This window comes from Paenibacillus sp. FSL R7-0302 (assembly GCF_038006885.1).
Lineage (GTDB): Bacteria > Bacillota > Bacilli > Paenibacillales > Paenibacillaceae > Paenibacillus_AQ.
The window spans coordinates 437,380-451,925 of the sequence record NZ_JBBOWB010000002.1; the positions used below are offsets into that span (position 1 = coordinate 437,380).

Genomic DNA, 14,546 nt, shown 5'->3' on the forward strand with positions numbered 1-14,546 from the left:
CGGTTGCCCTCGTGAAGCCAAATGTGTTCGGTTTTTGACATACATTCGGCCCACACACCTTCACCAACACGAAAAAAGACACCGTTAAGTGTCTTCATCGCCAATCTATGGAATTCTCCTAATCCGGCGTAGCTTGCCCTGCCCGCCGCTCAGTCGCGGGACAGCACCGACAGCACCGTCTCCAGCACCACATTCACGCCCATCTCACAATCCTCGTAGGAGGTGAGCTCTTCCTCGCAATGGCTTTTCCCGTTCACACTTGGGACGAAAATCATCGCCGACGGCAGGAACCCGGCCACGAATTGGGCATCGTGCCCGGCTCCGCTGGCCAGCTTCCGGCTGCTGTAACCAAGCTTCTGCGCAGCCTGCTCCACCAGCGCACAGATCTCCGGATCGAACCATACCGTGTCGCGGCCCCACAGCTTCGTCTTCGATACGCTGCATTCCAGCAGCTCCTCCGGCAGACCGTGAATAATCGCCTCAACTTCACGGACCACATCCATGTCCTTATGTCTCGCTTCCACGGTGAAGATCACCTTGTTCGGAATGACGGTATGAATATTAGGCAGCACGTTCATCCGGCCCATCGTGTAGACCAGCTCAGGGTCCAGCACCGCCAGCTTGCGGCGCAGCTCCGTAATAATATCCGTAGCGGCAAACAGCGCATCCCGGCGCATATCCATCGGCGTAGTCCCGGCATGATCCGACTCCCCGGTCACTTCAATCTCATAGCAGACCATGCCCACAACACAGTCAACCAGACCGATCTTAACGTTCTCCTTCTCCAGCACGGGGCCTTGCTCAATATGCAGCTCCAGATAAGCAGCCGCTTCCCTGATCCGGTTCTCCACCTCCCCGGCATAACCGCTGGCCTCCAGCGCCTCGCCGAAGCTGATGCCTTCCACATCCTTCTTCTCCAGCATAGCCGCCTTATCGAACTTGCCGGACAAGACGCCTGATGCCATCATGGACGGCTCGAAGCGGGCACCTTCCTCATTGGTGAAGTTCATCACCGTGACAGGCAACCGGGGCCGAATCCCGTGATCCACCAAGGTTCTCACTACCTCAAGGCCTGCAATCACCCCGAGCACGCCGTCGAATCTGCCGCCCTTCTTGACAGTATCCAGATGTGAGCCCATCACTATGGGCGGCCCCTCTTCACTGCCAGCCAGAGTGGCATACATATTGCCCAGATCATCCACCTTCACGCTCATGCCCAGCTCTTCGCAGCAGGCAGTGAAATAGCCGCGTACCCGCACATCCTGCTCCGACAGCGACAGCCGGGTAACGCCGTTATGGTCTGTCCGCCCGAAATCGGCAAAGGCCTCAATGGTATTCTTCAGCCGCTCACCGTTCACCAAAAGTTGCTTAACCTGCATCGGCTTATCCCCCGTTTCCGCTGATATGGAATGATTGCTATCCTTATATGTTAACGAATTCCACCTGTTTGTCATTGTACATACTGTAAAAATTATAGGCTGGAGAATTTCCGTTATTTGCTGGCACCTGCGGGGAAGTCTGTTAGAATATGAGACATCAGGATTACATATTGCAGGGCGAGAGGGGTAAAAGCATGAACACTATTTTACGCAGCGGATCAGCCGTAGCCGAGATTCATTCACTCGGAGCAGAGCTGGTCAGCTTCAAAAGAACAGATACCGGGACGGAATATATGTGGAGCGGGGATGCCGCTTACTGGACAGGCCGTTCGCCGGTGCTGTTCCCGATTATCGGGGCAGCCATGGGCGGCGAGATCCATGTGGACGGGCAGGCGTACAAGCTTGCCAATCACGGCTTCGCCAGACGCAGTGAATTCACGCTGGTGGAAGCAAGCGAGACGCAGGCAGTCTACCGGCTATCGCACAGCGAGAACACTCTGGCGAGCTATCCCTACCCGTTCAACCTGTTCCTGACCTACACCCTGAGCGGCAATACGCTTGAGATCGGCTACCGTGTGGAGAACCCCGGCGGACAAGAGATCTTCTTCCAGCTCGGCACCCATCCGGCGTTCAACTGCCCGATTGGCGGAGAAGGCAGCTTCACCGACTATTACCTTGAATTCGAACAGCCGGAGCGCCTGGAGCGCTTATTCCTGAACAAGACCGGCCAGATCATCCAAGGTAACAGCGAGACCCTGCTGGAAGACGGAAATACACTTCCGCTGAACCACGAGATGTTCGCGCATGACGCCCTCGTCTTCCGCAATGTCCAGTCCAAATCGGTTGCCCTGAAAAGCAAACAGTCTGACCGGAGCGTAACGGTCGCCTTCACGGGCTTCCCCGATCTCGGCATCTGGCAGCCGAAGAATGCACCGTTTCTGTGCATTGAGCCCTGGCATGGCGTAGCGGACAGCGAAGGCTTCACCGGCGGTATCCAGGAGAAACAAGGCGTGATCTCCCTGCCGCCGGAGGGCCATTTTACCAGCTCGCTGATGATTACCTTTAACTGACCTTGCCTACATCCTATGTTTAGCTGAAGAATTTTTATGTTTCACGCTATACATTATCCTTCTATTTCTCGCTGAAACGGTACCGTCCTTTAAAAGGACGGTACCGTTTCTACTTGCTGCTGTGGAGTACCGTGATCCCTGATTACATACGCCTTACACACCGCTTTAAATGAAGCGCTTTCGCCGTGTTTCCGGCATTTCTGCATACGATAAGTACACTTTAGTAGTATATACAACCTTTTGACCCGGATAGTAAGATTATCACAAATAAAGTGACGCGTAGACCCGAATCAGAACCGGGAAAGGAAGTGACTGCTCGAGTGAAGCCAGAGATAAGTATTATTGTGCCTATCTACAACGTGGAACTGTACCTGAGAAAGTGTGTGGATTCGATATTGGCGCAGACCTTCCGCAGCTTTGAATTGATTCTGGTCAATGACGGATCACCCGATAAGTGCGGCGAGATTTGCGAGTATTACAAGGAGCTGGACCCGCGTGTCGTCGTCATTCATAAGCAGAACGGCGGATTGTCCGATGCCCGCAACTATGGAATTGATGTGGCAGAGGGCCGGTATATCGGGTTCGTCGACAGCGATGACTGGATCGAACCGGACATGTACGAAGCCCTGTACGGACTCATCACCGCCCACAATGCAGATATCGCTGTATGCGGTCATTGCGAGGTGCAGGATGATGTCAAGCTGGAAAAGTCCTTCACGCACCAGGTGCGTGTATACGATAATGCGCATGCCATCGACAAGCTGCTGGAGGATACCGAGATCCAGAACCTTGCCTGGGATAAGCTGTACAAGGCCGAGCTGTTCAGCCAGGTGAGATACCCGGTCGGCCGGTATTTCGAGGACATTTTTACCACCTATAAATTATTCCTCCAGGCGAACAAGACCGTCTCGCTGGATTCCCCCAAATATCTGTATCTGAAGCGAAGCGACAGCATCACCGGAGCGATGAACAACCGGAAATATTACGACCGCTATTGCGCGGCGCTGGAGATCTACGAGACGATTCAGGATAAAAACTATCCGATCGCCAAAGAAATCTCGTTATCCCGGACGGTAACGGAAGGCATTGAGCTGTGCAACTTCCAGCTGATTACCGGCGAGACTGCAGTTAACAAGGAATATCTGGCCGAGCTGGGCGGGTTCCTGAGCAAGCATACCTCCGCGATCCTGCGCAACCGCATTCTCCGCCGGGAGATGAAGACCGCTGCCCTGCTGATTATGACCAGCTCCACGGTATACAAAATGCTGTATTATTCCAAACTCCGTTTGAAGGGAAGTAATATGATATGAGCCAAGCCCTTGAGAAGATCCTGCCGCTGTCTTTCCGCAATTATGTAAGCAATATTCCCGTCTATCAATATTATAAGGGCTATCTGAGCTACCGGAATGCATATAAAGACAAGACAAAAGCCATTTACGTCGTCGGCTCCCCCGAGCATGACAATCTGGGCGATCACGCCATCACTTATGCGCAGATGAATTTTTTGCGGAAAGCTTTTCCCGACTATACGCTCATAGAGATTGTAGCCAACCGGCTGATGCATAACATGAAGTGCCTGGAGGAATTCTGTTCGCCGGAGGATATCTTCGTGCTTCAAGGCGGGGGCAACTTCGGAATCGAGTATTTCCGTGAGGAAGAGGTACGCCGCAAGATTATCTCCGAGTTCCCGAATAACAAAATTATCGTCTTCCCGCAGACCATCTACTTCGGTGATACCGAGCTGGGCCGTGCGGAGTTCAAAAAGACACAGGACCTCTACGGTTCCCATAAGGACCTCACTCTGGTCGCCAGAGAGGCAACGTCGTACGAAATTATGAAAGCAGGTTTCAGAAACAACGCTGTTCTGTTAACGCCGGACATTGTCATGTCCCTGGATATCACTGACCCTCCCAAGGAGCGCCACGGTGCCCTTCTGTGCATTAGAGCCGATAAGGAGAGTATTTTCAGCGACCAGGACAAAAAGATCATCCAGGATTACACCTCCAAGCACTACAGCACCACTACCTTCACGGATACCTGCATCCTCCGCCCTGTCTCCCTAGAAGACCGGGATCACGAGCTGAACACCCTATGGAATCAGTTCAAGGAGGCCGAGGTCGTGATTACGGACCGGCTGCACGGGATGATTTTTGCAGCGATTACGTCCACGCCTTGTATTGCGCTGGGGAATTACAATTATAAGGTCGTAGGCAGCTACGAATGGATCAAGCATCTGGGCTATGTGAAATTCACGAACGATGTGAAGCAAATCCCGGCATTGCTGGAAGAACTGAAGACGCTCGAGCGCCCACGGTACAATAATGAATTCTCGGTCAAGCATTACAACCAAATTATTGAAGCCATGTCGAATAGCAGCGCTGAAGAACCTGCTTCGTCTATCGTTACCGCTTAAGATAAGCACAAGACACTCTCTGTAGCGAGGAAGCGATCCCACCCTTGAAAACAAATATAAAACTTGCTGCAATCATAACCTATGCTTCGGTATTCCTAGGCGTTATTATCTCTCTGGGCTCGACGCCGTTCATTGTGTCGACCCTGGGGAAATCCGAATATGGATTATTCGCGCTGGTGAACTCCATCATCGCCTATATCGTCCTGCTGGATTTGGGCTTCGGCAGCGCGGTCATCCGCTTCAATGCGAAATACATCTCCGAGAATGACTCCGCAGGCCAGCGCAATATTAACGGAATGTTCCTGCTGCTGTTCTCAGCCATCGGACTCCTCTCCTTACTTGCCAGTGTGATTCTGGTGTTTAATTTCGATGCGATCTTCAGCAGCCTTGATGAAGCTGAGCTGGGCATTCTGAAGACCATCTTCATCATTGCCGCCATCAACGTGGCTGTCTCGTTCCCGCTGAATATCTTCAGCTCGATCATTACGGCCTATGAGCGGTTCGTCTATCTCAAAATCATCAATCTGATCCGCGTGGTCCTCTCTCCTGCCATGATGGTGCTGGTCCTGCTGTTCGATTTCAGATCGACAGGGATGGTCACCGTTGCGCTTGTGCTGAACCTGGCGATCGGCGTGATCAACGTGGTCTTTTGCCGCACCAAGCTGAATCTGAGGGTCCGGTTCCACGGCTTCGATACCAAGCTGTTCAAGGAGATCTTCAGCTATTCGTCGTATATCTTATTATCCTCGATTGCCTTTCAGATCTATACGAATGCTGATCCGCTGATCATCGGGATGTTCCTCGGGGCTACGCCCATCGCTATTTTCGCCATCGCTGCCCAGCTCAACACGTATATTCTCAACTTCTCCAATGTGCTGGCCAGCTTCTATCTGCCGAAGCTCACCAAGATGATCGTCAAGGGGGCAGATCAGGCGGCCTTAATGCTGGAGCTGGTCAAAATAGGCAGAATCCAGGCGCTGATCGTAGGCTACATCGTCTCGGGCTTCGTGTTATTCGGACAGAGCTTCATTCTGATCTGGCTCGGCCCGGATTACAAATATGCATACACGGTTGCGCTGATCATCATCATTCCCCAGATCACGTCGATTGTGCAATCGCTGTTCGCCACCATGCTGGAAGCGATGAATATGCACAGGGTGAAGGCCTTTATCTACTTCTCAGTTGCAATTCTGAAGGTGGCCTTAACCTTCTGGTTCATCCGGATCTGGGGGATTACAGGCTGCGCCATTGCTACGGCTATCGGGATGATCATCAATGTATGCCTGAATAATGTGTACTACAAATATAAATTGAAGTTCGATATTCTTCATTTCTGGCTGCAGATCATCCGCGTCTTCATTCCGGTGGTGCTGCTCTCCGGGGTGTGCGGGTTCCTGCTTAGCTTCGTGAGCATCACTTCTTACGTGTACCTGGGCATGTATGTCATCCTGTACTCCCTCATCTATGTGCTTACCATGTGGCTGTTCGGACTGAACGGGGCAGAGAAGCAGATGGTGGCCGGACCGGTTAGAAAAATGGCTCTGCGGAGTCAGGCCTAGGACTCTACGTGAGGCGGGGCTGATTAGCAGGCCGCGCTTAGGTGCTGCCTGCTCCGTGGGGGGCATAAACAAAGAAGCCTGTGCGGACAAGATCCGCAGAGGCTTCTTCTCTTGGCTTGGCAAGCTTGCTGATCAGAGCTGCTTCAGCCGCTCATCCAGCAGCCGGAACATGCTTCTAAGGGCCGTCTGGTCCGCTTCGCCGTAATGATCGCCGATATTGATCTCATAATAGCAGGAAGCCTCGCCGGTTGGCTTGAGCCGTGGTGTCAGGCCAATGCCGGTCTCGTTATAGATCCCAATCAATACAGGGGCAAGCTGCTCCAGAGACAGCGCGAAATGAATGTGGAACATATTCGAGACCGGAACCTCCGGCAGCGTGGATACCTTATGGCAGCTGTTGAATAAGGCTGCCAGCTCCTTGGCCTGCTCATAGTATTCTGACATCCTGCTGATTCGCTGCTGGTAATAATACCGGGCGGGGACAATATAGGGATAGAGACTGATCAGGTCGCCCCCATGGCGGCGCTTCCAGATCTTCGACTCCTCCGTGAAGTCCCGGCTCCCGGCTAAGATCGCTCCGGCAATCCCGCCGATTCCCTTATAGAAGGAGATGTATACGCTGTCGAACAGCCCGCAGACCTCTGCGGCGGTTTTGCCGTAGTATGGCAGTACCTCGAACAGTCTAGCCCCATCCAGGTGGAGCCTGATCCCCTGCTCCCGGCAGTATGCCGATATGGCTTCCAGCTCGGTATATGCCGGCAGCTGGCCGCCGATTTCCCGCTGCGGCAGCTCCAGCAGCAGACAGGCGATGCCCGGTCCCATATTCTTCACATCATCCAGGGTGATCAGTCTGTCTCTGCCTCCCAGCAGCAGCGGCTCCAGATGATGCAGCTCCTTCAGGCCGTCCTGCTCATGAATCTCCAGATGGCACAGCGGGTGATAAGCGACCTTTGGGCTGCCCTCCCGGTCACTCCAGATGCGCAGGGCAATCTGCTGGGCCATCGTGCCGCTGGGGATGAACACGCTGCATTCTTTGCCCAGCGCCTCCGCCATCTCTGCCTGGAACTCCTCAATTACCGTCCCTGTTCCGTACATGTCCGCAGCGAGACTGTCCTCTACAGTGGCCAGCGCCTTCTTAAGTACGGCTGCGTCCCGTCCGCCATGGCCAGCAAGCTGCACCTGCGTCCTGCCGAACGCCTCCATTAAAGCATTCTCCTTGTTCATTTTATTATCCCGGCCCCCTTCTTCGTAGCACCCGATCTGTATGAATCCTTGAAATTATATCATTCCTCCACAAAATAACCGAATTATTAGAATGTTCACATGATATTCCGCTCCAGCAAGGTGAAATAAGTTGACCGCTGTGCTACAATATTGGAATTGCAAAGGCAATTGCTTAGGGAGGTTTATAAATTCACCATGCTTATTATTGGTATCGCCGGCGGGACCGGCTCCGGCAAGACAACGGTAGCGCGCTCCGTGATTGACCGTCTTGGCTCTGACAAAGTAACATTCATATCCCAGGATAACTACTATAAAGACCATTCTTACCTCAGCATGGCTGAACGCGGTGCCATTAACTATGACCACCCGCTGGCCTTTGACACGGAACTGCTGATCGAGCATCTGGATTCTCTCAAAGCGGGACAAGCCGCCTTCGCTCCCGTGTATGACTTCACGGTTCATGCCCGTTCAACCGAGAAGACTGTGGAGCTTGCCCCGAATAATATCGTCATTCTGGAAGGACTGCATGTGCTGTCCGATGAGAAGCTGCGCGAGCAGCTCAACATCAAGGTGTTCGTGGACACCGATCCCGATGTGCGTATCCTGCGCCGGGTGCTGCGGGATATCGAGGAACGCGGGCGGACCATCCGTTCGATCCATACGCAATACCTGACCACGGTGAAGCCGATGCACGAGGCCTTCATCGAGCCCTCCAAGAAATACGCGGATCTGATCATCCCGGAAGGCGGACAGAATCAAGTCGGAATCGAGCTGCTGTCGGTACTGACCGAGAAGTATCTGTCCGGCGATCACCAATGGAATTAAGCCGCGCACCGGCTGATATGGGTGCAGTAGCCGTCCGGCATGCCGGACGGTTTTTTGCTGCTACGGAAAGTATAATGTAGGCGGAAAAACGATTACATCGGGCGGCGCGAGGGCTGACGGGCTGATTGTAATCGGAAAACCGATTACATGGGGCTCCGCGCGGGCTACCGGGCTGATTGTAATCGGAAAACCGATTACATCGGGCAGCTCGAGGGCTGCCAGGCTGATTGTAATCGGAAAACCGATTACATTGGGCGGCGCACGGGCTACCGGGCTGATTGTAATCGGAAAACCGATTACATTGGGCGGCGCGCGGGCTGACGGGCTGATTGTAATCGGAAAACCGATTACATGGGGCTCCGCGAGGGCTACCGAGCCCATTGTATGCGAAAAACCGATTACATTGGACAGCGCGTTGACTGACAGGCACATTGTATGCAAATCTATCGCCCGCAGGTGAGCCGCTCCATAAATCGCGATCATAAGTCATATAACCTGACACAAAATTCTTGTTCACACTAGAATTTTCATCATTTTCAGCAAACCAATTCATTCATTTGTTATATTTTCTGACTGGTAGCGCTTTACTCCCGAAATAAAGGGTTGATTATTTCCGGTTCATCCACTATGATTAGGGAACCAGATAGCATTAAAATTAAAGCGGTTTAACTTGTAATTTGTTCTCCCTAGTTATTATGGCGTATTTCGATTTTTATTTACCGATAAAGTTAAAGCGCTTATACTTTAAGCAAGGAAAGGCTGGTGTGTTCGTGATTAAGAGTGAGAGCCGGCGGCAGACGTTCTATATGTATCTGTTCATTTCCCCCTGGCTGGTCGGCTTCCTGATCTTCGCCCTGTACCCGATCTTGTCTTCGCTGTACTACAGCTTCACCGACTATGACATTATTCATCCGCCCCAATTCATCGGCCTCGCCAACTACACCGAGATGTTCCACAATGAGCTGTTCTGGCGTTCCGTGACAGTCACTCTGCGATACACCTTTATCAGTGTGCCAGTACAGCTGCTGCTTGGTCTGGGGTTCGCTCTGCTGCTGCATCAGACCCTTCCGTGGCGCGGCTTCTTCCGGACCGCGATGTATTTCCCGAGCATGGTCTCCGGCGTTGCGATGTCGCTCCTCTGGTACTGGATCTTCAATCCGCAGATTGGCCTCTTCAATTATATGCTCTCCTGGTTCGGCGTTCACGGCCCGGCTTGGCTGATGAATCCCGATACGGCGCTGTATGCGCTAATCATCATGTCCTTCTGGACAGCAGGTTCGGGCATGATCCTCTTCCTCGCCGGTCTGCAGGGCGTCCCGGCCAGCCTGATCGAAGCCGCCAATCTGGACGGGGCAGGGCGCTTCCGCATTTTCCTGAATATTACACTGCCGATGATCTCGCCAGTCCTGCTGTTCCAGCTGATTATGGGGCTGATCGACTCCTTCCAGGTCTTCACGCAAGCCTTCGTCATGACGCAGGGCGGACCCAATTATTCCACCTGGTTCTACGTCTACAATCTGTATACAAGTGCCTTCAAGGAATACCGTGCCGGGTACTCTTCCGCGCTTGCCTGGGTCCTTCTGATTGTCGTCATGCTGTTCACGGCGGTCATTATGAGGCTCTCGCGCCGTTATGTCCATTATGAAGGAGGCAGCCGCCGATGAGCACCGTTAAGGCCACCCGCCCGCTTGAATCGCCTTCCCGGCTGCGCCGGAGAATCAAGCCTGTTAAGATCGCCAGCTTTGTCACACTGATCATTACCACCTTCCTTATGCTGCTGCCGCTGTTCTTCATGGTCTCCACCTCGCTGAAGTCGAAACGGGAAATGCTGAAGTTCCCGCCGACTTTTCTGCCGGAGAGCTGGACCTGGAGCAATTATACCGATATTTTTGAGACGCTTCAGTTCGGCACACTGTACAAAAACAGCCTGATCATCGCCGGGTTCTCCGTATTCGGCACCCTGCTCTCTTCGGCTCTGGTCGCTTACGGGTTCGCCAGATACCGGGGACGCGGCAACAACTTCTGGTTCATCCTGCTGCTGAGCACGATGATGCTGCCGTATCCGGCCATTATGATTCCGCAGTTCGTGCTGTTCTCCAAAATGCAGTGGATCGACACCTTCCTCCCGCTGATTGTGCCTGCCTTCTTCGGCTCGGCGTATAACATCTTCCTGCTGCGGCAGTTCTTCTCCACGCTGCCCGAGGAACTGTTCGATGCCGGACGGATGGACGGCTGCGGCGAGCTGCGGATGTGGCGGACCATCGCATTGCCGCTGTCTGCACCGGCGCTGGCAACCGTGGCAATTTTCGCTTTTATCTACAGCTGGAATGATCTGTTGACCCCTGTGCTCTACTTAAGCTCGTCGGACAAATTCACGCTTCCCGTCGGCATGGCCTCGCTCACCTCATCGCGCTTCCGCATTCCGCCGTGGCATCTGCTGATGGTCGCTTCCGTCCTGGCGATGGTCCCGATTGTTACCCTATTCGCCATCGCCCAGAAGCAGTTCGTCGAGGGCATCGTACTGACGGGCATCAAGTAATCGCGGGTTATAACACTTGAAATCATGGAGGGATTGGACAATGAACCATATCATGAAAAGCAAGAGGTATGCGCTGCTGCTGGCAGCAGCCCTGACCGCAATGACAATCCTGGCGGGCTGCGGAGGCGGCAAATCGGCAGGCAACGTGGCCGCAGGTGACAGCGGAGCCGGGAATACCGGCAGTTCAGGGGAGCAAGTGACGATATCCCACTATACGATTGATTCCGAGGACCGGACTTTTATCGAGAAGCTGATCCCCGATTTCGAGAAGGAGCATCCGAACATCAAGGTCAAGGTGGAGAAGGCGCCCTATGAGCAGTTCGACAGCAAGCTGCAGACGCTGATTGCCGGCGGTAATTCCCCGGATGTGACAAGCCACTACGGATACGGCGGTTTTGCCGAATACTACAACAAGGGTATGCTGCTGGATCTGACGGACCTCATTAAGGAAGACGGCTTCAAGGCTGAGGACTACCATATCCCTGAGAACCTGATGAAAATCTATACCGTAAACGGTCATACCTACGGCATACCGGTCAATATGTACGTCACCCTGATGCTCTACAACAAAGATATGTTCGATGCCGCAGGCGTCTCCTACCCGCCAAGCGATTACGAGGATACGAGCTGGACGTTTGACCGTATGGTGGAGGATGCCAGGAAGATGACGCTCGTCTCGGACGATATTGCCAAAACACAATACGGCGTGGACTTCACTTGGGCGGAGCGTGATATGCGGCCGCTGTACTTCGGAGCAGAGCCTTACTCTGAAGATACCTGGACTAACGGCGGTGTCCCTTCCGAGACGCACTTCGATTCCCCGGAGGTCATTGCCGCGTACCAGAAGCTGTTCGACCTTGTGTTCAAGGATAAGGTGTCCCCGACTTCCGAGTGGAGCAAAAGCGTGGCCGGACAGAACGGCGACCCGTTCGTCGCCGGCAAGATCGGCATGTCGATCGGCGGCTCCTGGAACCTCGCCGGGGCCAATGACTTCCCGTTTAAGGTCGGCGTAGCCGCCGTGCCATGGGGAGGCAATGACAAGGTGCGCAGCACGCTGTACGTCGATCCGCTGCTGATCCTGAAGGATTCGAAGCATCCGAAGGAGGCTTTTGAATGGATCAAATACCTGGTGACCACCGAAGTCCAGGAGAAGTCCATCGAGCTGAGCGGCGGCAATCCGCCGGTTAATACGGAAGCGGCCGAGGTGTATTACAAGCATTTTGACGGCATTGATCCGGGGGATGTGAAGAAAGTCTATGAGGGCGCGGTCAAATACGGCTATGAATCCTATAACCATCTGATCACCCACTACTCGCAGATCAACGACATGTTCATCAATGAGCTGCAGCCGGTCGAGACCGGTCACAAACCGCTGGAAGAGGTTATGCCGGTGATCCAGAAGAAGGTTATGGAGATCATCAAGAGATAAGGCGGCCCGGCAATGATATACGTTTAGCGGAACTCCGGTGCGACCTGTATACTGGATAATAGAATATAGCACCGGAAAATCCGCCGCAAGGAGCGTTTGAGATGAAAGTGAGTATTTTTGATGTTGCCAAAAAATCAGGACTGTCCGTGGTCACCGTATCGCGGGTATTAAACGGTGCCGGGACTGTGCGGGAGAAGAACCGCCAGAAGGTGCTGGACGCCATCAAGGAGCTGGATTACCGCCCTAATGCAGCGGCCCGCAGTCTGGCCAGCGGCAAGACCGGGATCATCGGCCTGATCGTCACGACACTCCAGGATTCCTTCTTCGATGCCGTAGTCAAGGAGCTGAATGAGACGCTGGCCCTGCACGGATACTATCTGGCCATCTCCGTGTCGGATGGCATCGGCTCCGGCGAGAGCCACTACCTGATTCAGGAGGACAGAATGGACGGACTCATCCTGCTCTCCCCGCTGGAAGAGGACAATTATATTGTCGAGCTGAAGCGGCGGGGCATTCCCTATGTGCTGATCGACAATCAGCTGCCGGAGAATGACACCTACTCGATCACCATCGACAACTTCAAGGGCGGGTATGCCGCAGCCCGCCACCTGCTGGAGCTGGGGCATACCTCCATCGCCCATCTCTGCGGGCAGGAGATGTTCCGCAGTACGCGGGAGAGGCGCGCGGGCTTCCTGCAGGCGCTGGAGGAGCAGGGCCTCGCCCCGTTCGAGATCGTTCCCGGCGAATTCGAGATCGCCATGGGCTATGACACAGCCCAGCGCTGGCTCACGGCGGGCAAGCTGCCGGGGGCGGTATTCGCCGGAGATGACAATATCGCCCTCGGGGTCATTAACGCTCTGATGGAGGCTGGCGTAAAGGTACCCGGGGAGGTTGCAGTAGTCGGCTACGACGACCACTATATCGCCTCCCAGCTCCGCCCGCACCTGACCACCCTGCGCCAGCCGGCGGACAAGATTGGAGTCGCCGCCGCCGACATGCTGCTGCGCCGGATCAGCGGGGAGATGAAGCGCGGCTCCAATATCCGGATCGACCCGGAGCTGATCGTGCGGGAATCGACGAAGATTACACTTTAGGAGTGACAAACTTTGGCTTATTACATGGGAATCGACGGGGGCGGCAGCAAAACTTACGCCCTCATATGCGATGAACAAGGCCGCATCCTCGGCAAAGGCCGGAGCGGCAACGGCAATCACCAGACCAGCGTGACGCAGGCGGAGAATAACATCCGCGAAGCGGCTTCCATGGCGCTGGCCGAAGCCGGGCTCCGACTGGATCAGATCCGGCAGGCCTATCTGGGGCTTGCCGGTGCAGACCGCCAGACGGACTATAACATTCTTCATCCGATGATCCGCCGCATCGGCTTCACGCAGTACACGATCAGCGGCGATACGATGATCGGCCTGCGGGCGGGCACAAACCGCCCCTACGGCGTAGCCCTGATCTGCGGCACCGGCACCAATGCGGCGGGCCGTAGTCCGCAGGGCCGCCACTTCCAGTGCGGCGGCTTCGATTATATGTACGGCGATTTCGGCGGCGGCGGCGCGCTGAACATCGAGGTGTTCCGCACGGTCATCCGGGCCTGGGACGGCCGCGAGGCTCCTACACTGCTGACGGAGCCGCTCCTCAGGCTGCTCGGCTATGAGCGGGTGGAAGACATGTACAATGACTTCCTCGATCACGGGAAGCAGGTGCCGCTGGATGCGGCCCGCCTGCTGTTCCCGGCAGCGGCTGAGGGAGATGCCGCCGCCCTGGCGATCTTGAACCGCCAAGGCGTGGAGCTGGGCAAGGCTGCTGCGGCCGTCATTCATCGGCTCATTATGGAGAACGATGAATTTGATGTGGTCCTGGCCGGAAGCCTGCTAACCCGGGGCGACCGGGGCTGGATTCGCGGACCGATTGAGCAGGCGGTGCGCGAAGCGGCACCGGGGGCGGCGGTGGTCACACTGTCCACCGAGCCCGTGGTCGGCGCTCTCTGGTCGGCGCTGGAGAGTGACGGGATCACCGTCAGCCAGGCTATGTATGAGACGATGCATGCTTACAGGGAGTTCGAGTTTATTCCCACAACCACCAGACAGGAGTGATTCATT

At 54.6% G+C, this 14,546-nt stretch carries 13 protein-coding genes; 10 read left to right on the forward strand and 3 right to left on the reverse strand.

The window, feature by feature from the left end; translation table 11 throughout:
- Positions 1 to 149: 149 nt before the first annotated feature.
- Positions 150 to 1,379 (reverse strand): Zn-dependent hydrolase, encoded by a 1,230-nt coding sequence (locus MKY96_RS27555; RefSeq protein ID WP_340945432.1) that lies wholly within the window; start codon positions 1,377 to 1,379, stop codon positions 150 to 152.
- 194 nt (positions 1,380 to 1,573) lie between these two features.
- Between MKY96_RS27555 and MKY96_RS27560 the strand changes: the two genes are divergently transcribed.
- The 4 genes from MKY96_RS27560 to MKY96_RS27575 all read left to right on the forward strand — a co-directional run bounded on the left by MKY96_RS27560 (position 1,574) and on the right by MKY96_RS27575 (position 6,421).
- Positions 1,574 to 2,449, forward strand: a complete 876-nt coding sequence (locus tag MKY96_RS27560) for an aldose 1-epimerase family protein (protein ID WP_340945435.1) — start codon at positions 1,574 to 1,576, stop codon at positions 2,447 to 2,449.
- Between the two features lie 320 nt (positions 2,450 to 2,769).
- A complete protein-coding gene (locus MKY96_RS27565) occupies positions 2,770 to 3,759 on the forward strand; it encodes a glycosyltransferase family 2 protein (protein WP_340945439.1) in 990 nt (329 codons plus the stop codon).
- Positions 3,756 to 4,862 carry a polysaccharide pyruvyl transferase family protein gene (locus tag MKY96_RS27570; RefSeq protein WP_340945442.1) on the forward strand — a complete coding sequence of 369 codons (1,107 nt, stop codon included), beginning with the start codon at positions 3,756 to 3,758 and terminating at the stop codon, positions 4,860 to 4,862. Before MKY96_RS27565 ends, MKY96_RS27570 begins: the two co-directional genes overlap by 4 nt.
- A gap of 44 nt (positions 4,863 to 4,906) precedes the next feature.
- Positions 4,907 to 6,421 (forward strand): oligosaccharide flippase family protein, encoded by a 1,515-nt coding sequence (locus tag MKY96_RS27575; RefSeq protein ID WP_340945444.1) that lies wholly within the window; start codon positions 4,907 to 4,909, stop codon positions 6,419 to 6,421.
- 132 nt (positions 6,422 to 6,553) lie between these two features.
- Here the strand turns inward: MKY96_RS27575 and MKY96_RS27580 are convergent, their stop codons facing one another.
- Positions 6,554 to 7,645 carry a threonine aldolase family protein gene (locus tag MKY96_RS27580; RefSeq protein WP_340945446.1) on the reverse strand — a complete coding sequence of 364 codons (1,092 nt, stop codon included), beginning with the start codon at positions 7,643 to 7,645 and terminating at the stop codon, positions 6,554 to 6,556.
- 195 nt (positions 7,646 to 7,840) lie between these two features.
- On the opposite strand from MKY96_RS27580, the gene udk reads away from it, so the two are divergent.
- Positions 7,841 to 8,470 carry a uridine kinase gene (gene udk / locus MKY96_RS27585; RefSeq protein ID WP_340945448.1) on the forward strand — a complete coding sequence of 210 codons (630 nt, stop codon included), beginning with the start codon at positions 7,841 to 7,843 and terminating at the stop codon, positions 8,468 to 8,470.
- Positions 8,471 to 8,530: 60 nt separating this feature from the next.
- Here the strand turns inward: udk and MKY96_RS27590 are convergent, their stop codons facing one another.
- Positions 8,531 to 8,953, reverse strand: a complete 423-nt coding sequence (locus MKY96_RS27590) for a hypothetical protein (RefSeq protein ID WP_340945450.1) — start codon at positions 8,951 to 8,953, stop codon at positions 8,531 to 8,533.
- Positions 8,954 to 9,234: 281 nt separating this feature from the next.
- Here MKY96_RS27590 and MKY96_RS27595 point away from each other — a divergent pair, with 281 nt between their 5' ends.
- The 5 genes from MKY96_RS27595 (at position 9,235) to MKY96_RS27615 (ending at position 14,540) form a co-directional block, all read left to right on the forward strand.
- Positions 9,235 to 10,134, forward strand: coding sequence for a carbohydrate ABC transporter permease (locus MKY96_RS27595; RefSeq protein ID WP_340945453.1), 900 nt, complete (start codon positions 9,235 to 9,237; stop codon positions 10,132 to 10,134).
- A complete protein-coding gene (locus MKY96_RS27600; protein WP_340945456.1) occupies positions 10,131 to 11,009 on the forward strand; it encodes a carbohydrate ABC transporter permease in 879 nt (292 codons plus the stop codon). Before MKY96_RS27595 ends, MKY96_RS27600 begins: the two co-directional genes overlap by 4 nt.
- A gap of 40 nt (positions 11,010 to 11,049) precedes the next feature.
- A complete protein-coding gene (locus MKY96_RS27605; RefSeq protein ID WP_340945460.1) occupies positions 11,050 to 12,438 on the forward strand; it encodes an ABC transporter substrate-binding protein in 1,389 nt (462 codons plus the stop codon).
- Positions 12,439 to 12,539: 101 nt separating this feature from the next.
- The gene (locus MKY96_RS27610) at positions 12,540 to 13,532 is read left to right on the forward strand and encodes a LacI family DNA-binding transcriptional regulator (RefSeq protein WP_340945463.1); all 993 of its coding nucleotides are present in this window, start codon (positions 12,540 to 12,542) and stop codon (positions 13,530 to 13,532) included.
- Between the two features lie 12 nt (positions 13,533 to 13,544).
- Positions 13,545 to 14,540, forward strand: a complete 996-nt coding sequence (locus MKY96_RS27615) for an N-acetylglucosamine kinase (protein ID WP_340945464.1) — start codon at positions 13,545 to 13,547, stop codon at positions 14,538 to 14,540.
- Positions 14,541 to 14,546: the final 6 nt, after the last annotated feature.